General features: G+C 62.9%; 22 protein-coding genes and 1 tRNA gene. 7 read left to right on the top strand and 16 right to left on the bottom strand.

Annotation, left to right across the window (positions count from 1 at the left end; all coding sequences use genetic code 11):
• Positions 1-7: 7 nt before the first annotated feature.
• From pdxA to lptF, 5 genes are read right to left on the bottom strand one after another with little or no spacing between them, the layout of a single operon-like run.
• Entirely contained in the window at positions 8-979 is a 972-nt protein-coding gene (gene pdxA / locus LHL23_RS02030; protein ID WP_226428611.1) for a 4-hydroxythreonine-4-phosphate dehydrogenase PdxA, read from the bottom strand.
• Positions 976-2235 carry a peptidylprolyl isomerase gene (locus LHL23_RS02025; protein WP_226428610.1) on the bottom strand — a complete coding sequence of 420 codons (1260 nt, stop codon included), beginning with the start codon at positions 2233-2235 and terminating at the stop codon, positions 976-978. The genes pdxA and LHL23_RS02025 overlap by 4 nt, the downstream gene beginning before the upstream one ends.
• Positions 2220-4400: an LPS-assembly protein LptD gene (locus tag LHL23_RS02020; protein WP_226428609.1), complete on the bottom strand. Its 2181-nt coding sequence runs from the start codon at positions 4398-4400 to the stop codon at positions 2220-2222. Before LHL23_RS02020 ends, LHL23_RS02025 begins: the two co-directional genes overlap by 16 nt.
• Positions 4384-5487, bottom strand: a complete 1104-nt coding sequence (gene lptG / locus LHL23_RS02015) for an LPS export ABC transporter permease LptG (protein WP_222475359.1) — start codon at positions 5485-5487, stop codon at positions 4384-4386. Before lptG ends, LHL23_RS02020 begins: the two co-directional genes overlap by 17 nt.
• Positions 5484-6611: an LPS export ABC transporter permease LptF gene (gene lptF / locus LHL23_RS02010; RefSeq protein ID WP_226428608.1), complete on the bottom strand. Its 1128-nt coding sequence runs from the start codon at positions 6609-6611 to the stop codon at positions 5484-5486. Before lptF ends, lptG begins: the two co-directional genes overlap by 4 nt.
• A gap of 203 nt (positions 6612-6814) precedes the next feature.
• Between lptF and LHL23_RS02005 the strand changes: the two genes are divergently transcribed.
• From LHL23_RS02005 to LHL23_RS01995, 3 genes are all read left to right on the top strand, one after another.
• Positions 6815-8290 carry a leucyl aminopeptidase gene (locus LHL23_RS02005; RefSeq protein ID WP_226428607.1) on the top strand — a complete coding sequence of 492 codons (1476 nt, stop codon included), beginning with the start codon at positions 6815-6817 and terminating at the stop codon, positions 8288-8290.
• Between the two features lie 6 nt (positions 8291-8296).
• Positions 8297-8755: a DNA polymerase III subunit chi gene (locus tag LHL23_RS02000; RefSeq protein ID WP_226428606.1), complete on the top strand. Its 459-nt coding sequence runs from the start codon at positions 8297-8299 to the stop codon at positions 8753-8755.
• Between the two features lie 167 nt (positions 8756-8922).
• Entirely contained in the window at positions 8923-9474 is a 552-nt protein-coding gene (locus tag LHL23_RS01995) for a CHAP domain-containing protein (protein ID WP_226428605.1), read from the top strand.
• Positions 9475-9494: 20 nt separating this feature from the next.
• On the opposite strand, the gene LHL23_RS01990 is transcribed toward LHL23_RS01995, so the two are convergent.
• From LHL23_RS01990 to LHL23_RS01970, 5 genes are all read right to left on the bottom strand, one after another.
• Positions 9495-9911, bottom strand: a complete 417-nt coding sequence (locus tag LHL23_RS01990; protein WP_222475366.1) for a globin domain-containing protein — start codon at positions 9909-9911, stop codon at positions 9495-9497.
• Positions 9912-10027: 116 nt separating this feature from the next.
• Positions 10028-10609: a retropepsin-like aspartic protease family protein gene (locus LHL23_RS01985; protein ID WP_226428604.1), complete on the bottom strand. Its 582-nt coding sequence runs from the start codon at positions 10607-10609 to the stop codon at positions 10028-10030.
• 44 nt (positions 10610-10653) lie between these two features.
• The gene (locus tag LHL23_RS01980; protein WP_226428603.1) at positions 10654-11274 is read right to left on the bottom strand and encodes a MarC family protein; all 621 of its coding nucleotides are present in this window, start codon (positions 11272-11274) and stop codon (positions 10654-10656) included.
• Entirely contained in the window at positions 11271-13127 is a 1857-nt protein-coding gene (locus LHL23_RS01975) for an ABC-F family ATP-binding cassette domain-containing protein (protein ID WP_226428602.1), read from the bottom strand. The genes LHL23_RS01980 and LHL23_RS01975 overlap by 4 nt, the downstream gene beginning before the upstream one ends.
• An 83-nt stretch (positions 13128-13210) precedes the next feature.
• A complete protein-coding gene (locus LHL23_RS01970; RefSeq protein ID WP_226428601.1) occupies positions 13211-13486 on the bottom strand; it encodes a hypothetical protein in 276 nt (91 codons plus the stop codon).
• Between the two features lie 201 nt (positions 13487-13687).
• On the opposite strand from LHL23_RS01970, the gene ndk reads away from it, so the two are divergent.
• Positions 13688-14110 (top strand): nucleoside-diphosphate kinase, encoded by a 423-nt coding sequence (gene ndk / locus LHL23_RS01965; RefSeq protein ID WP_222475373.1) that lies wholly within the window; start codon positions 13688-13690, stop codon positions 14108-14110.
• Between the two features lie 72 nt (positions 14111-14182).
• Here the strand turns inward: ndk and LHL23_RS01960 are convergent, their stop codons facing one another.
• From LHL23_RS01960 to LHL23_RS01950, 3 genes are all read right to left on the bottom strand, one after another.
• Positions 14183-14695: a DUF4112 domain-containing protein gene (locus LHL23_RS01960; protein WP_226428600.1), complete on the bottom strand. Its 513-nt coding sequence runs from the start codon at positions 14693-14695 to the stop codon at positions 14183-14185.
• Positions 14688-14858 (bottom strand): YqaE/Pmp3 family membrane protein, encoded by a 171-nt coding sequence (locus LHL23_RS01955; RefSeq protein ID WP_222475375.1) that lies wholly within the window; start codon positions 14856-14858, stop codon positions 14688-14690. The genes LHL23_RS01960 and LHL23_RS01955 overlap by 8 nt, the downstream gene beginning before the upstream one ends.
• Positions 14859-15012: 154 nt before the next feature.
• Positions 15013-15360 carry a TfoX/Sxy family protein gene (locus LHL23_RS01950; protein WP_226428599.1) on the bottom strand — a complete coding sequence of 116 codons (348 nt, stop codon included), beginning with the start codon at positions 15358-15360 and terminating at the stop codon, positions 15013-15015.
• A gap of 162 nt (positions 15361-15522) precedes the next feature.
• Here LHL23_RS01950 and LHL23_RS01945 point away from each other — a divergent pair, with 162 nt between their 5' ends.
• Positions 15523-16752 carry a cytochrome P450 gene (locus LHL23_RS01945; protein WP_226428598.1) on the top strand — a complete coding sequence of 410 codons (1230 nt, stop codon included), beginning with the start codon at positions 15523-15525 and terminating at the stop codon, positions 16750-16752.
• A 32-nt stretch (positions 16753-16784) separates the two neighbouring features.
• Here the strand turns inward: LHL23_RS01945 and LHL23_RS01940 are convergent, their stop codons facing one another.
• Positions 16785-17810 carry an AraC family transcriptional regulator gene (locus tag LHL23_RS01940; RefSeq protein ID WP_226428597.1) on the bottom strand — a complete coding sequence of 342 codons (1026 nt, stop codon included), beginning with the start codon at positions 17808-17810 and terminating at the stop codon, positions 16785-16787.
• Between the two features lie 113 nt (positions 17811-17923).
• Here LHL23_RS01940 and LHL23_RS01935 point away from each other — a divergent pair, with 113 nt between their 5' ends.
• The gene (locus LHL23_RS01935; protein ID WP_226428596.1) at positions 17924-19675 is read left to right on the top strand and encodes an acyl-CoA dehydrogenase; all 1752 of its coding nucleotides are present in this window, start codon (positions 17924-17926) and stop codon (positions 19673-19675) included.
• Between the two features lie 54 nt (positions 19676-19729).
• Entirely contained in the window at positions 19730-20536 is an 807-nt protein-coding gene (gene dmdD, locus LHL23_RS01930; protein ID WP_226428595.1) for a methylthioacryloyl-CoA hydratase, read from the top strand.
• 150 nt (positions 20537-20686) lie between these two features.
• On the opposite strand, the gene LHL23_RS01925 is transcribed toward dmdD, so the two are convergent.
• A tRNA-Asn gene (locus tag LHL23_RS01925) sits at positions 20687-20761 on the bottom strand.
• A gap of 756 nt (positions 20762-21517) precedes the next feature.
• Positions 21518-22528 carry a zinc-binding alcohol dehydrogenase family protein gene (locus LHL23_RS01920; protein ID WP_226428594.1) on the bottom strand — a complete coding sequence of 337 codons (1011 nt, stop codon included), beginning with the start codon at positions 22526-22528 and terminating at the stop codon, positions 21518-21520.
• Positions 22529-22570: the final 42 nt, after the last annotated feature.

Below are 22570 nucleotides of genomic sequence, written 5' to 3'. Positions count from 1 at the left end.
GGAAGAATCAAGTGCTGGCGGCCATGGCCTGTGCCAGCTTCAGCGCTTCAATTAGGCTGGAGGGATTGGCCTGTCCGGTGCCGGCGATGTCAAAGGCGGTGCCGTGATCGGGGGAGGTGCGGATGAACGGCAGGCCCAGGGTGACATTTACACCCCGGTCGAAATCCAGCGTCTTGATCGGGATCAGCGCCTGATCGTGATACATGCAGACCGCCGCGTCATAGCGGGCGCGGGCGGCAGCATGGAACATGGTGTCCGCCGGATGCGGGCCGGTGACAGCCAGCCCTTCACCTTGCATTTTGCTGATCAGTCCGTTGATCCAGTCAAGTTCCTCCCGTCCCATTGCGCCGCCTTCGCCGGCGTGCGGGTTGAGCCCCGCAACAGCGATGCGGGGCGCGGCGATGCCGAACTGGTCCCGCAGGCCGGCGGCGGTGATCTCGATGGTTTCGCGCAGGATGTCCGGCGTCAGGGTTTTGGGAACGTCAGCCAGGGCGATATGGATGGTGGCGGGCACCACCCGCAACTGCTCGCTGGCCAGCATCATCACCACCCGGCTGCGGCCCGCCAGAGCGGCGAGGAATTCGGTATGGCCGGGATAGGCAAAGCCTGCGCCGTCGATCAGTGCCTTTTTGTGAATGGGGGCGGTGCAGACGGCTGAGGCCTCGCCAGCCTGGACCAGTCTCACAGCGGTTTCAATCGATTGGATCACCCCTGCGGCGTTGGCCGGGTCGGCCGTGCCCTTGGCGGCGCTGCCGCTGAAAGCGAGCGGCAGGACGGGGAAGCCGACGGCACTTGCTGCGGCGGCCTCTGACGGGGCGGAGATTTCCTTGAAAGGCGTGTTTTCGGGCAGATGCCGCGGGTCGCCGATCCAGAAAAACGGGCAGCTGTCCCGCAAAGCTTCCCATGCCTTGACGGCGATTTCCGGGCCGATACCTGCGGGCTCGCCGCAGCTGAGAGCAATAGGCCCGGAGCGGGTCATTTGATGTCAATCCGGGCGTCGGCGCGCAGCTGCTCCAGGTAGCTGTCTGTCAGCGAGGTCAGACGCTGCGCGGTGAGAGCATTGGCCACCGTCTCGCGCGAGGCGCCCTCGCCGAGGTCGGCGGTGCGGCCGCAGAGCATCAGCACCATCAGGGTCTGGCCGTTGTTGCGGGTCAGCATAGTGGAAGTTTCACCTGGATCCAGCTTGGCCAGTTCCAGCGCGATGTCGCGGGGGATGTCAGCGGGCGGCAGGCTTTGGATCTCCAGCACCGAGGGGTCCTGGCCCTTGGCAAGGCCGTAAAAATCCTCGCATGTGTCGACAGTGTTCACCACGTTCCGGGCAGCGGCCAGGGTCTCGGGTGTCCGCCCGCCGGGCAGGTAAAAGCTGGCATATTCAATTGCGGAATACTGCGGAGCTGCACCCTCGACCTCGCGCACGCCGCGCATCTGGAACAGCGCAACAGCGTTTTGCAGCGGCATCGGTTCGGAAATTTCGCCGGGCTGCAGTGCCAGCACGACTTCCTGAAGCTGCGGCGGCAGTTTGGTCAACGGCATCCACGGCAGGCGGCCGCCCTCGTTGCGGCTGGCTGCGGCGGAATACTGGGTCGCTGCCGTAGAGAAGCTGTCGTAGGATTTTAGCTGCGCAACCTGCTCAATCAGCTCTTCGACCTGGGCGGCGTTCTGCTCGTTGATCGGCACGATGAACTCGCTCAGCAGCACCTGAACGCTGCCGGTGCCTGCACTGCCCATGGCGCGGTCGATCTCTTCTGGTGTGGGCCTGGCGCGGGACAGGAAGCGGGCGCGGGTGAATTCGCGCCAGCCGAGCCCGACCTTGGTGAAATCGCGCAGGGTCTGAGGCGCCACCCCTTGCTGCTGCAGCGCGGTCAGGAATTCGTTCAGCGACAGGTTGGCGCGCCCGGCCAGCTCCTCCATGCCGGCGGTGATGTCTTCCTCGGACAACTGGATGCCGGCCTGTTCCATCACTTCCAGCTTGAGCCGGTCGTTGATCAGTTCCTCGCGGGCGGTTTCCAGCGGATCTCCAGGCACCCGAAGCGCAGCCTGGAAGCGGGCGCGCTGTTCCAGCTCGTAGCGGGTGATGACCTCGTCATTCACCGTGATCGCCGGGGCAAAGAGGTTCTGCGAAGCGGCGGGCAGGCCGGTCAGAGAAAGACCCGCGGCCAGCGCAACTGCAGCTGCGGATTTGAAAGCACGGGAGAGGAAGGGAGCCGGGAACCGGGTTTTCACGTCTTGCTGCATGACCGCCTGTACTGTTTGTTGCCGCTCTTCACGGAAAATCCGCTGAGGGAGATGGTAAAGCCGAAATCCGTTGTCGGCTCAACACTTGTTGTTGAGGTATAGCGGCGGCTGACCGAAAGGTCGACCGTCACGCATTCGTTGCTATAGGCCAGGCCCAGGCCTGCCCGGGTGGCGCGGGCGTCAGAGATATCATACCGCAGACGGGCGCGGGCCGACCAGTTGGGGTTGAGGCTGTAGCGGCCGGTGACGTAAAGCTCAGAGGTCTCTTTTTCCCGTTCCTCTGCGGGATCGGTGCCCAGCCACAGGTAGGTGCCGGACAGACCGGCCCGGTCCGTGCGCCACTCGCCGCGCAATTCGGCCTTGGAGAAATTCAGCGACCCGTTGAGCAGGCCGCGGCTGGAAATCGCCAGCCGCTCACCAAACTTGATCTGGCCGGCCATCAGGATATCCGAAGTGGTGCCGCCCAGACCGGAGCTTTTGGTGAAGCGGGGGTCGCCATCGCTGCGCAGCACCTGGCCGACGGTGGCGTAAGCCTGCCAGCCGTCAGGGGCGTAGCGTGCCCAATTGGCGCCGTAGACCAGGGTGAAGCCGTCTTCACGCGCGTCGTTTGACGGAAAGCGCGACAGCGACAGCAGGTTGCCCTGATCGAATTCAATGAAGCGGCTTTCCTCGCTGACCACATTGCCGCCGCCTTCGTCGCGCCAGCCCAATTGCAGGATCGGCTCCAAATACTGGGTTGCACCGCTGGTTTCGCGGCGGGTCATCGGCAAACGGAAGGTGAGGGCGCCGCGCGGGGTCAGCCGGGTGACATCTTCGGTGAAAAAGGTGTCATCGTAGGCGCGGACCGCATCGCCGGCAGCGCCAAGTTCGGCTTCAGCCAGCGCGCCATAGCCAAGCTGCCAGCTGCGGCGCCAGCCGAGATCCGCAGTCAGCCGGGCCACGTCACGGCCGTTGCTGGCAGTTTCATTTCCTTCCAGGCTGGAGCTGCGGTGGTGGCCATGCCCCTGCAGCGTCAGCCGCAGTTCACCGCCCGTTAGGCTGGGGAAGTAGCGTTTCTGGTAGAAGGCCTCGGCAATGCCGGAGGGGATTTCGCTCTGAATCTCGCTGTCGCGCAGGGTTTTGTAATGGGACAGCGACGTCAGGAACAGGCTGTCACGCCGGATCCGTACCAGTTCCGCACGCGAGCGCAGACGGTCGAGGTCCGGCAAGCCGTAGTCGGACAAGTAAGCGTCGTCGGACACCGTCTTGATGTCAAAAGTGAAACGGTAATCGCGCGGCAGATTGAAACGGCCCTTGCCGAAGAAGTAGCCCCGGTCCTCGTTCGGATACAGGTCGTCCCGCGTATAGGCGCCTTCGAGCTCGATCCGGCCGTTGCGGAAGGCCTGGCGGTAGCGCAGATCCAATGTCCGTGTGCTGGAAGAGACATAGGGCGCCAGCGTCAGGTCCTTGTGCGGGCCGAGGGTAAAGAAGTAAGGAACCTTGATCCCGGTGCCGAGGTTCGAGGTCGAACGCAAGGAGGGGATCAGAAAGCCGCTGGTTCGTTCCAGCGAAGGATCCGGGAGCCGGAATGCCGGGAAATAGAACACCGGCACATCCAGCACCCGCAGCTGCGCGTTTTCAAAGTAGAGCTGGCGCTCCTGCTGGTCATGAGTGACGCGCTCGGCGCGGATCTGCCAGAGCGGCGGGCGGCCGTCCTCGCAGACATGGCAGGATGTGACTGCGGTCTTGTAGAGCTGGGTATAGCGGCCGCTGACCCGGGTCATTTGCGCGGAGGCCAGCTGCAGTTGCTGTTCAAACACCATGCGGGCGCCGGTCAGCAGACCGTTGCGCAGGCCGCTGTCCATCTCGGCGGCGTTGGCCAGAATCGTCATGTCACCGTCTTGATCAATACGGATCGGGCCCTCGATCTGAAGGGTGCCGGTTTCCTGATCAAAGGTGATTTTCTGCGCGCGCAGGCGGATGTTGCCCTGAAAGGCCTCGACATTGCCTTCGGCCACGAGGGTGCGGTCGGGGGTGATAAAGACCTGGTCCGCCACCAACATCGCGGGCTGCGCCGGATCGGCGGGACCGGCGGTCTGAGCCTGCGGGGCCGGAGCGGACAGCGCCAGCCAGGGCAGCACGGCAGACAGCAGCAGTGCGCGGCGCAGATTACCCGTCTTCAGCATGGAGAAGCAGTCCCAAAGTCAAAAGTATTGCAGCGGCGGGCGGGGCCCAGGCGGCCAATGCCACCGGAATTTGCCCGTTCTCGCCAAGGATTTGCGCGAAATTGCGGATGAAATAAAGCCCAAAACCCAACAGAACCGCCATGAGCACCGCCAGGCCGGTGCCGCCGAAACGGGTGTGGCGCATGGTAAAGGAGGCCCCGACCAGAACCATCGCAATCAGGAACAGAGGCCGCGCCAGTTCCGACTGGAACCGGACCTCATAGCGTTTGGTGGTGAACCCGGCGGCAGACAGTTCCCGGATGGTGGAGGGCATGTCATAGATCGAAATGCCGCTGGCAGATCCCAGCGTATCCCGGATGCGGTCGGTCGTCAGGGTCGTCGGCAGCCGCAGCTCCTCGTGCTGTGCGGCATTGGTTTCCGGATTGATGCCTGCTGTCAGCGGCCAGGCCTTGGCATTGGTCAGCACCCAGTTGCTGCCGTCCAGCCGGGCGCTTTCGGCAACGATGCGGCGCACCGGGCCGCCGGCGTTGGTATAGGTGTGGATCGAGAGGTCGAACAGGGTGATATCCGCCGCATCGCCGCTGTAGCCTTTGGCGTGGATGACCGATTGGCCGCGGGCGCCGCCCTGTCGCAGCCAAAGGCCTTCACCCGACAGAGACAGCGCAGAGGGGCCGCCGTTGTGATAGGTCTCAGCCAGATCCTGATAGCGGTTGGCGGTCGCCGCCGCGATCGGGTTCAGCATGGTGACCGCCAGGCCGCCGATGGCCGCTGCCACCAGCACGGGTGCCGCCAGCGCCCGGATGCCGGAGCGGCCGATGGCGCGGGTCACCACCAGCTCGCTGCTGCGGGCCAGACCGACAAACAGAACGATGGTGCTAAGGATCATGATCAGCGGCAGAAATTCCGAAAGCGCGGCGGGCACGTTCAGCAAAGTCAGCCCGACCAGCTGCGCCAGGCTGAGGTCAACTTTCTCGAAGCGGCGGATCTGCTCATTCAGGTCGATGAGCACCACCAGAGTCATGAGCACCGCAACGATGACCAGGAACCATTGCGTGAAGCGCCGGGCGTAATAAATATCCAGTTTCATCCGGCGGCCTCCGGGGATCGGGCCCTGATCCGTTTCGGGCGGGCCGACAGAACCAGGAAGATCAGCGCCACCGCCAGTCCCAGGATGGTAGGCAGGTAGATCAGCGGCCAAAGGCTGGGGTCCCGGAGAACCGGTTCGGACACCACGCCGCGCATCCCTTCGATGAAGATCAGCATGACAAAGGCCAGGAAGACCTGCCGCCAGACCCCGAAGCGCGAGAAGGTGCCCAGCATCAGCGTGGAAAAACCAATCAGCGTAACTGCGACGCAGACCAGCGCGCGGGCGAAGCGCAGATGCAGCTCCTCTGCCTGGGCGCCGGGGGAATGGCCGTCGTTTTCCGTGATCGCCGCAGTCTGGTTCATAAGCTCCAGGCTGGGAATGGCACGGATGTTGCGGGAGGGATTCTCAGCTTCGCGGGCCAGGCTGCTGATATCATATGAAAAATCCGAGAAGAACGTAGTGGACAGGCGCTGGGTCCCGTGTTCAAGCCGCTGTGCCATGCCATCTAACATGATCAAATGCGCATTGGCGCCGTCACGCACCAGATAAGCCCGCGCACCGGTATAGGTCACTGTTACTGCCGGGTCGCGGCGGTCTGACAGGAAGACGTCGTTCAGCGTGCCGTCGGTGTCGATCTGGCTGATATAGAAGGTGAGGCCATCCGCCGGGTGTAGGAAGTCGCCCTCGCTCAGGAGTTTGGCGGTGATGTTGCGGGACACTTCGCTTTCGCGCACTTCCAGCTGGCTGATCGAGGCGGGCAGCAGGTAATGGGTCAGTGCCGACATCATCAGCGCGGTGATAACGCCGAAGGCCAGTGCAGGCCGGGCCATCTGCCAGGGGCTGGTGCCGGTGGCGCGCAGCACGGTCAGCTCGCTTTCGCCGTTCAGCCGGTTGGTCACCCAGACAGCGGCGCCAAAGGCGGCAATCGGCAGCACCATGCGGATCAGATTCGGAAGGGTGAGCGCGGTGAATTCCAGGAACACCAGCGCGGACTGGCCATTGCCGATCAGCGTGTCGAACAGCACAACAGCCCGGTTGACCCAGAACACGGCCACCAGAATCAGCGCGAAAAAGCTGAAGAAGAGCAGGTATTGTGACAGCACATATCTGTCGTAGCGTGACACCCGATCCCCCCAAAGACCTTGGCATTGTTATTTTGCCGGACCTTAGTGGATTTGGCTGGCGGGGAAAACTGCATTCTCGCACGGATTGCAGATCGGCGGCGGACCGCGGGCAGAAGCGCTGCGCAGCCGGGTCTTTCCAAGCGCTGCTGCGCAGGATACCTCTGGTGCCAAGAACCAAATGATTTCAGCAGGAGTGCGCAAAAATGAGCAGCCTTACCCCGATCCGTTTTGCCGAATACGATCCCAAGTCGCTGGCGGAGATGACCGGCCGGGTGGCGGTAATGGTGACGCCGGAAGGCAGCATGGATCAGGCCGCGCGCAGCGCCAACCGGCTGGCCAAGGGCGCCATTGCCCGGCTGATCGACTCGGAAGGTTTCAAAAAGGCCAAGGCAGGGGATGTGATATCCCTGAGTTGGCCCGCGGGCATGCAAGCGGAAGCGCTGGACGTTCTGGTGCTGCCGCGCAAGCTGACCCCGGTGGAGGCGCGCCAGGCCGGTGCCAAGCTGGTCAGGGGCGCCAGGGGAAAGCGGCTGACGGTAATGGCGGGCAGCATGAACAAGGCCGCCGACTTGGCCCTGGGCATGGCGTTGCGGGATTATGCTTTCGATAACCACAAGTCGCCGAAGGAGGATAAGCCCGAGGGTGAAGTTGTGATCGCCTCGAAATCGCCGTCGGAACTGGAGGCCGCCTGCGCGCCGCTGCTGGCAGTGGCCGAGGGCGTGCATATGACCCGTGACCTGGTCAACGAGCCCGCAAACGTGCTGACCACCACGGAATTTGCCCGTCGTATCGAGGGAATGAAGGATATCGGCCTGGAGGTGGAGATCCTGGAAGAGGCGGATCTGGAGAAGCTGGGCATGCGCACGCTGCTGAGCGTTGGACAGGGCTCTGACAGCCCCTCCAAGGTGGCGGTGATGCAGTGGAAGGGCGGTGCCAAGGATGCCGCGCCGCTGGCGCTGGTCGGCAAGGGCGTGGTGTTTGACACCGGCGGCATCTCCCTGAAACCGGCAGCGGGCATGGAAGAGATGACCATGGACATGGGCGGCGCCGGCGTGGTGGCCGGCACCATGAGAGCGCTGGCGCTGCGCAAGGCCAAGGCAAATGTGGTCGGCCTGGTCGGGCTGGTGGAGAACATGCCTTCCGGCAATGCGACCCGCCCCGGCGACGTGGTAAAATCCATGAAGGGCGACACGGTGGAGGTCATCAACACCGACGCCGAAGGCCGCCTGGTGCTGTGCGACGTGCTCTGGTATGCGCAGGAGCGGTTCAAGCCTGCGGGCGTGATTGATCTAGCGACGCTGACCGGCGCGATCATTATCGGGCTGGGGCATGAGAATGCAGGTGTGTTCTCCAACGACGATGACCTTTGCAACGCCTTCCTGAAAGCCGCGAGGACAGAGGATGAGGGCGCGTGGCGGATGCCATTGGGCAAGGCTTATGACGAGCAGCTGAAATCGCGGATTGCCGACATGAAGAACGTGGGCGGCCGCCCGGCCGGCTCGATCACCGCAGCGCAGTTCCTGCAGCGGTTCATCAAGGACGGCATGCCGTGGATCCACCTAGACATCGCGGGGGTGGCCTCGGTCAGCAAGGATACGGATTACGCGCCCAAAGGTGCGACCGGCTGGGGTGTGATGGCGTTGAACCGCCTGGTCGCGGACAAGTTCGAGGCGGAATAAGCACCCATGGGGGCTGCCTACTTTTACCATCTGACACGCAGGCCGCTGGAAGAGACGCTTCCGGTGCTGCTGGACAAGGCGCGCGGGGCGGGCTGGCGCATCGCCGTGCGCGGGCGCGACCCTGAGCGCATGGCCTGGCTGGACGACCGCCTGTGGCAGGGGCCGGAGGAAAGCTTTCTGGCCCATGGTCTGGCGGGCGGCCCGCATGATGCATTGCAGCCGATCCTGCTGACGGCAGGACCCGAGGCGGCCAATTCGCCTGATTGCGTAATGGCGGTGGACGGCGCTGCCGTCAGCGCCGAGGAGGTGCAGGCGCTGCAACGCGTCTGCATTCTGTTCGACGGCACCGACCCCGAGGCCGTCCAGCATGCCCGCACCCAGTGGAAGAGCCTGACTGATGCAGGCTGTTCCGCCCAGTACTGGTCAGAGGAAAGCGGCCGCTGGGAAAAGAAGGCTGAGAAATAGGCGGATATCCGGGTTCCGGACCTGCGGTTGGCAGAAATCTGCCGATGGCCTGTGTGAATTGTTTCACTCGGGCAACAATCTCTCGATTTTTTGTCACCCGGGCATTAAGCCTGCGGCCATCAAAATCCGGATAACCGGATGACGCGACCAGGACACTGGGGGGACGGATGATTTTTCAACGTGCTGTCAAGCGGCTGCGGCTGCTTCCTTTTGCCGGAGCGGGCCTTCTTTTCCTGGCCAATTGCGGTGATGTGCAAAACGGGTCGGTGAGCCGGGCGGAAGCTGAGGCGGCGCGGCTGGAGTATGCGGTTCAGGAAGTTCAGTTCCTTCAATCCAAGGGCCGCCGGGTCTGGTGTGTGCCATTTGCCCGCAACGCCAGCGGTATTGAGATATTCGGCAATGCCAAGACCTGGTGGGCGCAGGCCAAGAACCAGTTCACCCGCAGCCAGGAACCGCAGCCAGGGGCCGTGATGGCATTCAGCGCAACCCGGTCCAACCCGCTGGGCCATGTCGCAGTGGTCTCCAAGGTCGAAGATTCACGCAGGATACGGGTCAACCACGCCAACTGGCACCGCAACAAGATCTCGCTCGGCATGGCCGTGGTTGATGTGTCCGAAAAAAATGACTGGTCCGCTGTCCGGCTGGAAAGCTATCCGGGCGCGTTCGGACGGGTCTACCCCGTCAAAGGGTTCATTACAGCTGAGCCAGGCAACGGATAACGCCGCCGCCGGGGCCAGGGTCAGCTGCTTGGGATATTGCCGCGCTGGATCATCTGTTCGGCAATCTTTTCGAAGGCTTCACGCCATAAGGCTTCCAGTTCCGGTGTCATCTCCTTGCCCAGGGCATGGCGCAGCGTGTCGATCAGTGCTTCCTCCATCGGGGCAAAGTGGGGGATCAGGACGCCAAGCGACGCATGGGTCTTGCCGAGTTGCTGGAATTGCGAGCTCACGGCGCCCTCATCATTGAGCTTGGCCAGAATGACGCCCAGCGTGGTCATGAACTTCATGCCTTGGCCTTCCAGGTCTTCCCGGAACATCTGGCGCAATTCAGGCGCGTGGCGGAACAACGCGTCGTAGAAGTAGGCGGGAACCTTGTCGGCTTCATCCTTCAGCTTGCTGTAACTGTTCTGCAGTTGCTTCAGTTCGTCTTCGGTCACGGGATTGTCTTGCTCCTTTCTGATTGGATTGGTGGCTTCCAATCTAGCGGGCATGCGGCGGCAGTTCCTTGATCCGCCTCAATCTTTGCTCTTCACAGCTTCGCGAGCTGCGGTGCTTAGCGGGTCAGCAGCAATGCGCCGTCGCGGATTTCTATGCTGGACCAGCGCTGCAGGTAGCCCATGCCCAGTAGGGACTGTTCCAGCTCTCCCTGGTTGACCCAGACGCGGACGTGCTTGTCGGTGATGCCGCCCAGCGAAATCTCGTCCACCCAGACAGAAGCAGTGCGCACCTCGCCATTGGCGGTGCTGGCGCGGCCGAGATAGGCGAGGCTGCCGGTGTCGATCCCTGCGCTGTTCGCGTCGCGTTCGTTCAGCACCACCTGGCTGGCACCGGTGTCGACCAGGAACTCGACCGGGGCGCCGTTCACGTCCAGCGTCAGGTAATAATGGCCGTCGGGTGCGCGCGGCACCTCGACCCGGCCTGCGTCGATGGCGACGCTCTGCTGCGGGCGCACTGTCTTGCGGATGTCTTCCCACAGCCCGTAAGCGGCGATCACGCCAAGGAAAATGAAGCCCCACACGGCAAACATCTGCAGCGTCTTGCCGATGCTCTGGCGGTTCTGGACAAAGACCCAGGACCCAACCGCAACCAGCAGGATGATCAGATAGATAAACCGCCCGATTTCATATTCGCCCATGCGCTCACCTCCTGATTATAATGTAGGCGGGCCGGGGCGTTATGCTAGCCTGCGAACCCGAAGGCGCGCAGGCCGTCCAGCACGAACTGCACCGAAAGCGCCGCCAGCAGCATCCCCAGAAGGCGGGTGACGACGGTAATGCCGGTCTTGCCCAGCATCCGTTCGAACAGGCCCGAGAACAGGCACATCACCAGCAGAATCGCCAGCACCGCGATCACCACGCCCATGACCATGGCAAAACCGGTGAAGCCGGGTTGCTGGCCGGAGAGCAGGATCACGGTCGCAATGGAGCCCGGTCCGGCCATCAGCGGGATTGCCAGCGGAAAGACGGAAGGGTCGTCGAAATCATCTTCCTCGCTGCGGTCCTCGCGCCGCTTGTTGCGGCGTTCAAACAGCATGTCGAGCGCGGTCAGGAACAATAGCGCACCGCCAGCCACCCGGAAGGCGGGCATCGAAATGCCGATGAAGCCAAGCACAGCCTCGCCCAGGGCAGCAAAGATCGCCAGAAGAACCGCGGCCGTAATGGTGGCCCGCAGCGCGATGGAGCGGCGGCGGGCGGAGGACATGCCTTGGGTGAGCGCAATGAAAACCGGCGTCAAGCCGATCGGGTCGACGATCACGAACAGTGTCACAAAGGAGGTGATCAGGAATGCGGTGTCGATCATTGTGCCTCTGCCTGCTCCAGTTTTTCCAGCGCGTCCATCCACAGGCCTTCCGCCCGTTCCAGCGCCTCGATGCACTCAGCGTGCTTTTTCTGCCAGACCGCCATATCCGCCGCCTTGCCCGGTTCGTACAGGCTAGGGTCGGCCAGCTTTTCGTCAAGCTTTTCACGCATTTCGCTGAGCTTCTCCACCCGCGCCTCGGATTTGCGGACCTCGGAGCGCAGGGCGATCAGCACATCGCGGGATGCGCGTTTGGGCTTGGCGGGTTTCGGCGCCTCGGTTTTGGCGGCGGGTTTTTCGCGCGCCAGCAGCAAGTTGCGGTAGCTTTCCAGGTCGCCGTCATAGGGTTTGACGGTGCCGTCCGAAACCAGCCACAGCCGGTCTGCCACCAGGCTGAGGAGGTGCATGTCGTGGCTGACAAGTATCACCGCGCCGGAGTAGGCGGTGAGCGCTTCCACCAGCGCCTCGCGGCTTTCGATGTCGAGGTGGTTGGTCGGCTCGTCAAGGATCAGCATATGCGGTGCGTCGATGGTGGCGATCAGCAGCGACAGCCGCGCCTTCTGGCCGCCGGACAGCCGTCCCACTTCGGTTTCCGCTTGCGCAGCCCCCAGGCCGAAGCCGGCCAGCCGCGCGCGCCATTTGGCCGGCGCTTCGTCCGGGCGCAGGCGGCGCAGGTGGTCCAGCGGGGTTTCATCGACGTACAGTTCATCCACTTGGTGCTGGGCGAAATAGCCGATGCGCAGTTTGGAGGACCGGGTCATCTTGCCCGCCATCAATGGCAGCCGGTCCGCGAGCAGCTTCGACAGGGTCGACTTGCCCTGGCCGTTCTTGCCCAGCAGTGCGATGCGGTCGTCCTGGTCGATGCGCAGGTTCAGCCGCTTCAGGATTTCGGTGTCGCCATAGCCGGTGATGCCGCCCTCGATATGGATGATTGGCGGCGACATTTCCTCCGGCTCCGGGAAGGTAAAGGCGCGCAGGGCGGCCTCTTGCGGGGTGGTGATCGGCTTCATCTTGGCGATCATCTTGAGGCGGGCTTGAGCCTGTTTCGCCTTGGTCGCCTTGGCGCGGAAGCGGTCAACGAAGCTTTGCAGGTGGGCGCGGCGGGCCTCCTGCTTCTTGGCTTCGGACTGGGCCGCCAGAATGCGGGCGGCACGGGTCTCGGCAAAGGTGTCGTAGTTGCCTTGGTAGAGTGTGAGCTTCTTGTCTTCCAGATGCAGGATCGCACCCACCGCCCGGTTCAGCAGGCCCCGGTCGTGGCTGACAATCACCACGGTGTGCGGGTATTTCGCCAGGTAGCTTTCCAGCCACAGCGCGCCTTCGAGGTCGAGGTAGTTGGTCGGTTCGTCCAACAGCAGCAGGTCGGGCTGGGCAAACAGGACGGCAGCCAGCGCCACCCGCATCCGCCAGCCGCCGGAGAAATCGGAGCAGGGGCGTTTCTGGTCCTCGTCGTCAAAGCCCAGTCCCTTGAGGATGGAGGCCGCGCGGGCCTCAGCCGACCAAGCGTCAATGTCCGAGAGCCTTGTCTGGATTTCGGCAATCCTTGCCGGGTCGGTGGCGCTGTCCGCCTCGGCCAGCAGGGCGGCGCGTTCGGTGTCGGCGGCCAGCACCGTATCGGTCAGCGAGGCATTGGAAGATGGCACCTCCTGCGCGACACCGCCGATGCGGGCCTTGGAGGGCAGGGAAATGCTGCCGGTCTCCAGCGCCAGCTCACCGCGGATCAGCCGGAACAGCGTCGTCTTGCCGGTGCCGTTGCGCCCGACAAGCCCGACCTTGTGTCCGGTGGGAATGGTGGCAGAGGCGCCTTCGATCAGCGGGCGGCCTTCGACCGAATAAGTAATGTCCTGAATGCGTAACATGGACGGAGCACTGCGGCAGTGCTGCGGTCTTGTCAATGGGGGAGGGCGCTGGCGGCGGCTTGCGGCCCCATTAGGTGCAGGTGTTAGTTCAAGTGCTGTGCGAGTTCGTCGAAGGAGTAGGAGGCAAAGCCGACCAGCGGGTTGCCATCCTCGCGGCTGAAGGCGAAGACATGGATTTCGTCATGGCGCAGGGTGGCGCGGCAAAAGGTGCCCTCCTTCGCAAGCTGGGCGGGGCAGCTGTCCAGGTCAGTGTGGGCTATTGCAGTTTCAAACAATCCATAGGTCATCGGCAGGGGAGTTTCAGCGGCAAGGGCCGGTGCGGCTGCAAGGCAGGCGATCAGAGTAAATGCAGGTTTCATTGTTCAACCTTGTTTCAAGTTTCAAACCTGTTCGCGCTGCGCTACCTGACAAAATTAATCAGGTAATTGCAACCCCGAAACGGCAGCTGCGTCAATGCTGCGCAATCCCCTCTTTATCCTGTCACAGAGCCATGCTATCGGGGCGGCAATTCGTAACGGGCCGGGCATGACGTCCGGCTTTTCAGCACAGGAGTCTGCCCCATGGCACTGGAACGCACTTTCTCGATCATCAAGCCCGATGCAACCCGCCGCAACCTGACCGGCAAGATCAACGCCAAGTTTGAAGACGCCGGCCTGCGCATCGTGGCGCAGAAGCGCATCCACATGACCAAAGAGCAGGCAGGCAAGTTCTACGAAGTGCACGCCGAGCGCCCGTTCTACGACGAACTGTGCGAATTCATGTCCTCCGCTCCGGTGGTTGTGCAGGTTCTGGAAGGCGAGAACGCCATTGCCAAGAACCGCGAAGTAATGGGCGCCACCAACCCGGCAGACGCAGCCGCCGGCACCATCCGCGCCGAATTTGCTGAATCGGTTGGCGAAAACTCCGTGCACGGCTCCGACGCACCGGAAACCGCTGCTGTGGAAATCGCCTACTTCTTCTCCGGCATCGAGCTGGTCGGCTAAGCTTCAGGCTTAACCGGTAAAAAGGGGCTGCAGCCTGCGGGTTGCAGCCTTTTTCGTGTCTACTATTTGCGTTTACATGGGCCTGACGAGCGGATGGCGGCGGATAACGCGCTGTTTCCGCTGCGAGTTCGAACTGTCGGTGCAGGCGGGAGAAAGCCGCAGTTCCCGCGGTTCGGTCAGGCTGGAAAACTTTCGCCGTCCCAGGCGTTTCGGCAGCGGTTCACCCTTATTGCCGTTTTCTTCCAGATGGCGGCGGAGCAGGGCCGTGTTGCGGGTGTTGGACTTCCAGACCACGTCAAACAGGTCGCCGGCAAAAGGGATCGCGCCGATGAGCGTATCGATCCCGATATTGGCAGCCATCCGCGCCAGCACCGGGGTTGAGGCCCCCATCCGATAGCCGGAGTAAAGAATGTATCCGGCAGGGACCAGGGCAAGCGCATCGCCGATGCCCGGCACCAGGCCCGCAATACTGTCCCAGCCGACCCGCACCCCGACCAGCGGGATACGGAAGGCGCGGTCCATACGCTGCGCGAGGCGTTCTAGCGTCTGCAGTTGCTGTTGCTTATGTTCCGGCAGCTCAGGCATGGCTCGGCGTCCGTGCGATGACCCAGACCGCATGAACGATGCCGGGGATGTAGCCGAGAAGCGTGAGCAGAATGTTGAGCCAGAAATGCTTGCCAAGCCCCACCTGCAGGAACACGCCCAGCGGCGGCAGAATGATGGCGAAGATGATGCGGATCAGGTCCATGACAGAACTCCCATTGTTGTGCCTTTTGTTGGGTGCTCAACGGCTGGACCTGGCAAATGGTTGCATCTTCGCTGCAGGGCAAGCGCTGCCGGCGGCGGGGATCCCGTGCATTCAGGGTGCGGCCAGCAGCTTCCGCGGCCGCTTCAGGCGGGCCTCAGAGTGTCTTGAGATCCGCCGCTGTGGCGCGCACGCCGATGGCGTCCAGTTCCGCCAAAAGCTTTGAGCTGTGCTGCGGCCGGGCTTCCGCCTTGATCGCGTCGAAACGTTTGCGCAGCTCTTCCTTCTCCTTGCCCTTGCAGTCGTTCCACGGGCGCCCTTGCAGGGCCATCACCAGCACATAGTATCCGATGAAATGCGGGCGGGTGCCGGTTTGCAAAAGCCTGGAATAAGCCGCATCGGCGCCGATCGCGCGCAAATCCTCAGCTGAGGTAATCCCGGCCCGGAGGCAGGCCTCCTCATAGGCGGGGCCAAGGTTGCGGATGGAGGAAATCGCAGTGTTCATGGTTTGTTTCTATCCGCGCCGACTGCCGTTGTCACGCGGAAATCCGGCAGCATCGTAAATCACGCTCCTGCGCACTGACGCTGGGTTCCGAGCCGGATTGGGCGATTGACAGTCGCATTTGCGCCGGAAACCCTTCCAACAGGTCCGATGGGAGGATGACGGATGAGCGATGGGTCGCACGTACCTGTGAATATTGAAGGATTTGATCTGGCAAATCCGCCTGAGGGTTTCGCGGAGGAACCTTTCCCATACTACGACGCCTTGCTGCGCGACGCTCCGGTGCTGCCGCAGCCGGACGGCTCGCTGCTGGTCTGCCGCCATGCGGACCTGGACCGGATTTACCGTGATACTACTTTGTTTTCTTCGGACAAGAAGCGCGTGTTTGCCCCAAAGTACGGCGCGGGTTCGCCGCTGTTTGAGCATCACACCACCTCGCTCGTGTTTTCCGACCCGCCGTTGCACACACGGGTGCGCAAGATCATGACCTCGGCGCTGACGCCGCGGGCGATTGCCAGGATGGAGCCGGGGCTGATTGAAACCGTCGACTATCTGCTGAATGCGATGGCGGGCAGGGACAAAGTGGATCTGATTGATGATTTCGCAGCCTCGATCCCGATCCAGATCATCGGCAACCTGCTGGATGTGCCGATGGATGAACGGGCGCCCTTGCGCGACTGGTCGCTGGCGATCCTGGGTGCACTGGAACCTGCGCTGAGCGAGGCGCAACTGGCGGCTGGGCACCGCGCGGTGGAGGAGTTCAAGGCCTATCTGCAGGACCTGATCGCCCGGCGGCGGGCCAATCCCGGCGACCTCGAGACAGACGTGCTGACCCGGCTGATCAGGGGCGAGGGTGCGGACGGGACCCTAAGCGAGATCGAGCTGATTCAGAACTGCATCTTCATTCTGAATGCGGGCCATGAGACCACCACCAACCTGATCGGCAATGGTCTGGCGCTGCTGAATGACCATCCGGACCAGAAGCAGCGGTTGCTGGAGGAGCCTGAGTTGATCAAGCCCGCGGTGGAGGAGATGCTGCGGTTCCGCTCTCCGAACCAGCTGGGCAACCGTGAAACTACCGCCGAGGCAGAGGTTGGCGGCGTCCGGGTGCCCGCGGGAACCAACCTGCATCTGGTGATAGGGGCGGCAAACCGCGATCCGGAGGTGTTTGAAAATCCTGGATGTTTTGACATCACCCGGACGCCGAACCGGCACTTGGCCTTTGCTGGCGGTCCGCATGTCTGTGTCGGGCTAACGCTGGCGCGGCTGGAGGGCAAGATTGCAATCGAGCGCCTGCTGCGCCGCTTCCCGGACTACCATCTGCTGCCGGGTCGGGTGCCAGGCGGTCGGATCCGGTTCCGCGGCTATGCCGCGCTGCCTGCGGAGCTGGGATGATGCGGGAAAGGCCGGCGGCCAGAAGCCTGTCTTCAGGCTGCCGGTGATCTGTACGCGCTTGGCGGCGCGCCGGTCCAGCGGCGGAACGCCCGGTGAAAGTTTGCCGCGGAGGAGAACCCGACGTCCTGCGAGATTTCCTCGATGCTTTTCTGGCCGGTTTGCAGATCGCGTATCGCCAGGTCGCGGCGCAGCCCGTCCTTGATGGCCTGGAAAGAGGTATCTTCCGCATCCAGCCGCCGCATCAGCGTTCTGGGGGTGACTTTCAACGCCCGTGCCGCATCCGCTAGGTGGCAGCTCTCCCAACTGCTCCGGTACAGGAATTCCCGCACCTTCAGCGACTGGGTGTGTTCGCGGAACCCGGTGAAGATCCAGTCGCGGGGCGCCCGGGCGAGAAACTCGTTCAGTTCCCCATTGTTGCGGGGGCCGGGCAGGCCAAGGTTGCCAGTATCGAACAGAATTGCCGAAGCCGGCGCGCTGAAGCTGACCGGAGCGGGGAAGATGACCGAATAATCCTGGGCAAACCCGGGCCGTTCGAAAGCAAAGTGCACAGCCCGGACCGGCACCTCATAGCCTGCAAGCCACGACAAGAGCCCATGCGCGAGCTTGAGAATCAGCATGTGTCCGAACCGCTGTACCGGCTGCGCGCCCTGCGGCACAAGCTGCAGACCGGTGCTGGCGTTGTCTTCGGTCAGGTCCAGCCGGAAATCGTCCAGCAGCAGGTTCCAGAAGGTGGAAAACCGGTGCAGGGCAGCGGGCAGCGTGCCGGCTTCGCGTACCGTGGTCAGAAGATGCTGCAGCGCTCTAGACCGGACGGGACGGCTCCAGAGGCCGGTCATTTCGTCCCCGGTTTCGACGGCGGCAATCTGATAAAGCCGGACGATCTGATCCAGGGTGACCCGGTGTGTGAGCTGTCCGCCGGACAGGTGCAGCCCGGCCCGCTGCAGAAAGGACGCAAGCTGCTCGTGCGTGCAGCACTGCCGAAGCGCCAGTATCCAATCCCCGGCAAACTGGGGCGACACTGTTGCAAGATTTGACGAGTCCGGCGCGGGGATCTGCATGGGTGTCAGGGTGGTTTGTCACTTTTGGAAAGGATTTTGTCTGTAATGAACGTGGAGCTGCCAACTTGCAACGCGTATCTGTCAAGAAGGAACAATAATCCGGAGCGACGGAAATGACCTATCAGGCGCCCATTCGCGATATCATGTTCAACATTGAGCATTTGCCACCGGTGCCGGAGTCGGCCTCGGATGGCGGCATTGACCTCGCGGACATGGAGGCGGCGCTGGAAGGGCTTGGGCGCTTCTGCTCAGACGTCATTGCACCGCTGTCGCGGGTGGGGGATGAGGCCGGGGCGCGGCTGGAGGGGGCAGAGGCCGTGCTGCCGGAATCCTATGCGCAGGCCTATGCGCAATTCGCCGAGATGGGCTGGCAGAGTCTGCCGCACCCGGAAGAATTCGGCGGCATGGGGCTGCCGCGGGCGGCTGCGGCGGCTGCGACCGAGATCTTGAATGCTTCTGACCTCAGCTTCGGCCTGTGTCCGCTACTGACCGATGGCGCGGTGGAGGCGCTGCTGCTGACCGGATCGGATGCACAAAAACAGAAATATCTGGAACGGATGATTTCCGGCCAGTGGTCCGGCACCATGAACCTGACAGAGCCGCAGGCCGGCAGCGACTTGGGGCGGGTGCGCTGCAAGGCGGAGCCTGCCGCAGACGGCACCTATGCGGTCTCCGGCACCAAGATCTTCATCACATATGGCGAGCACGGGCTGACAGAGAATATCATTCACCTAGTGCTGGCACGGACACCGGGCGCCCCGGCCGGCCCCAAGGGGCTGAGCCTGTTCATCGTGCCCAAGTTCCTGGTCGAGGAAGATGGCTCGCTGGGCCGCCGCAACGCGGTCACCTGCGTCAGCCTGGAGCACAAGCTGGGCGTCCGGGCCAGCCCGACAGCGGTGCTGGAATACGATGGTGCGACCAGCTTCCTCGTGGGCGAAGAGAACCGCGGGCTGGAATATATGTTTGTGATGATGCGCGCGGCCCGCTTTGCCGTCGGCGTGCAGGGGGTCGCCGTGTCGGAGCGGGCCTGCCAGCACGCACTGCTGTATGCGCAGGAGCGTGTGCAGAGCCGGCCGGTGGATGGCAGCACCAAGGATGCCGCGCCAATCATCCGGCACCCGGATGTCCAGCGGATGCTGTTGCGGATGCGGGCGCTGACCGAAGGCGGGCGGGCGCTGGCGATTGCGACTGGGGGCTGGCTGGATCTGGCCAAGCAGGGCAGCAATGGCGCCGAGGATATGGCTGAATTCCTGGTGCCGCTGGTCAAGGCTTTCTGCACCGAGCGGTCGCTGGAAGTCACTTCCCTTGGGGTGCAGGTGCATGGCGGCATGGGCTTCATTGAAGAAACCGGTGTTGCGCAATTCTACCGCGATGCGCGGATCCTGCCGATCTATGAGGGCACCACCGCGATTCAGGCAAACGACCTGCTGGGCCGCAAGGTGCTGCGGGATGGCGGCGCAACCGCCCGCCGTTTTGCCGGGCTGGTGCAGGAGACCGAGCAGGCCCTGCAGGACGGCTCCGCGCAGGCGCAGGCCGTGGCAAGGCGGCTGGGTGAAGCCCGCCAAGCGTTTGAGGCCAGCCTGGCTTGGCTGCTGGACACCGCAGCGGCGGATCCGAATGCGGCCTATGGCGGCAGCGTTCCTTTCCTGATGCTCACAGGCAATCTTGCTGTCGCATGGCAGCTCGGCCGCTCCGTTCTGGCTGCCAGCGCCAAGCTGGACCAGGGCGAGGACACAGCTTTTATGGCCCAGAAGATCGCAACCGCGGTGTTCTACGCACAGCACATCCTGGTGGAGTGCGGCGCCGAAAGCGTCCGGGTTACAGAGGGCAGCGCCAGCCTGAATGATGCGGCGCTCCATCTTTGAACGACAAATAACAACGGCACATGTGTGCCGGGAACTAAGGAAAGGGCCAGAGCCATGACCCAAGCGGCAAACGCGCAATCTTATGAGAATCTGGACATTGAACAGCGTGACAATGGCGTCAGCATCGTCTGGCTGAACCGGCCAACCAAGCGCAATGCGCTGGACACCGCGACCATCGAGGAGCTGGTCAGCTTCTTCAGCAATGCACACCGCAACGGCGTGAAGGCGGTGGTTCTGGCGGGAAAGGGCGACCATTTCTGCGCCGGTCTTGACCTGGTTGAGCACTGGAAGGCAGACCGCAGCCCCGACGATTTCATGCATGTGTGCCTGCGCTGGCATGAAGCCTTCAACAAGATGGAATACGGCGGCGTGCCAGTCATCGCTGCGCTGCAGGGCGCGGTTGTCGGCGGTGGTCTGGAACTGGCCAGTGCCGCGCACGTCCGGGTGATGGACCAGAGCACCTATTTCGCGCTTCCCGAGGGTCAGCGCGGCATCTTCACTGGCGGCGGCGCAACCATCCGGGTCTCTGACATGATCGGCAAGTACCGGATGATCGACATGATTCTGACCGGCCGGGTGTACCAGGGGCAGGAAGCGGTTGATCTGGGACTGGCACAGTACATCACCGAGGGGTCCAGTTTCGACAAGGCGCTGGAACTGGCCGACAAGGTTGCCCAGAACCTGCCGCTGACAAACTATGCGATCTGCTCGGCGATCAGCCATCTGAACAATATGTCCGGCATGGACGCGGCCTATGCCGAGGCGGTGGTGGCCGGTGTGGTGAACACCCAGCCTGCGGCGCGTGAGCGGCTGGAGGCTTTTGCCAACAAGACCGCGGCGCGGGTGCGTCCCAACAGTTGATACGGCAAAGCGCGCCGCCAGGGGCAGGGGCAGCTTGGCGGCGGCACACAGCACTATTTCCGGGGTTCCAGCCAGTGCGGCGGCTGCTCGGCTTGTTAGGCGCGCAAAAGAAAAGGGCCTAGCGAGAAATCGCTAAGCCCTTGAATTCTTTGGCTCCGGCGGTAGGGATCGAACCTACGACCAATTGATTAACAGTCAACTGCTCTACCGCTGAGCTACGCCGGAACATGTGGCGTCGTATAGGGTTTCCAATCTGCGGCGTCCAGAGAAAATTCTCATGAACCGGGAATTTTTTTCGCCCCTTGTATGAGACCTGCCTTCAAGCGCTGCGGGCAGGCCGGAAGCGGCCGGTTTACACGCTCTGCATTGGTGTTCGTTCGCATCATATGCTGGAAGGCGAGGGTCTTCGGTGCGACCCTTTCGGCAGGCAGGTATGCCGCCATAGCCGGCCGGGCGAGCAGTCCAAGACTTGTAATTCGGGGTAGTCAAAGATGAGACGTAAACTTGCTGCCAGGCGCAAAGAGCGACTCGGCAAAGGTTCCCGGCTGACACTGCAGCCAGGCGGCGCCGGCATGACCATTCTTTAGACGAGCGCGTACCGATAGCCGGACCTGGTTCCGGTGATTCCACCTCAGGCAAGCGGACTGTCACATTACGCCTTTCTGATCTGCCCACTCAGGTCTCTGGTGTCAGCCGTTTCCGCTCCAGGAAGTCTTCCTTTGCCAGTTCCCGCAGTGGCCGGTTTACGGCGGCGCGGGTGCTGGCGGATTCCACGGCGAGGTCGGTTCCGCAGGGGCAGTAAGTTGTCCGGTGCCCAGATTTTTTCGTGGACTCGGATGTGTTTGGGGAAAGCAGGATGTGACCAGGCTGCGGGGGCATTCAAACCGCTCTTGGCGGGCAGATAGCCCGCAACCCGGTCATCCAATTTTGGTGCGACCCTAACGGAAGAACAAAGTGCAAGGGCCGCTTCTCTCTCCGAAATTATGCGGACAGCCCCGGCAGGACCTGTTTGCCGATAACCCGGCCGCTTTCCTGGCGTTTGTGCGCCTCAGTAAGAGTTTCGGCACTCAGCTCAGCGGCGCGCTCCGTCACTGTGGATTGCAGCACGCCTTGGTCCAGCATTGCGGACACCCGGTTCAGCAGGCTGCGCTGCGCTGCGATGTCGGCGGTGCCGAACATCGGGCGGGTGAACATGAACTCCCAGGAAATGGTCAGCGCTTTGGGTTTGGCCGGGTCGATGTCCAGATCCTCAGGGTCGTCGATCAGTGCGACGTGGCCGCGCGGTGCGATCAGTTCGACAATTGCGGGCCAGTGCTGGCCTGTTGCTGTCAGCGCGGCAACGTATTCTGGCGCCAGGCCAATGTCCCGCACCTGTGCTGCCAGATCGGCGCGATGGTCGATCACATGGTCCGCGCCCATCTTTTTGACCCAGTCCTGTGTCTTGGGGCGCGAGGCCGTCGCAATCACTGTCAGTCCGGTGAGCTTCTTTGCAAGCTGGATCAGGATTGAGCCGACACCGCCCGCGCCGCCGATTACCAGCAGCGTACGCCCTGCGCCGCCGCCCTCGGCAAGGCGGAAACTGTCAAACAGCATTTCCCAGGCAGTGATGGAGGTCAGCGGCAGCCCCGCGGCTTCTGTGAAATCCAGCGAGGCCGGCTTGCGGCCCGCGATGCGTTCATCCACCGCGTGAAACTCGGCGTTGGTGCCTGTGCGGGTCACGTCGCCGGCATAAAACACCTCGTCGCCTGCGGTGTATTCCGTGACCTCGCCGCCTGCGGCCACCACCACACCCGCAGCGTCAAAGCCGAGAATGCCGGGGCCGCCTTCGGGCGTGCGGGCTGCGCGCAGTTTGACATCGACCGGATTGACCGAGATGCCCTTGACCGCGACCAGCAGATCGCGCGGGCCGACCTGCGGTTTCTCAACCTCAACCAATGACAGGGCGCCGCTGCCGTCAACCGGGCCGGTTTGTGTGTATCCGATAGCTTTCATGTTCACTTCTCCAAGGAACCGGGTTTTGTTGTTCTGAGCGAA

It is taken from the genome of Leisingera sp. McT4-56, from assembly GCF_020514995.1.
In the GTDB taxonomy this organism is placed as follows: domain Bacteria; phylum Pseudomonadota; class Alphaproteobacteria; order Rhodobacterales; family Rhodobacteraceae; genus Leisingera; species Leisingera aquaemixtae_A.
This window is presented reverse-complemented; position numbering and strand designations above follow the sequence as displayed.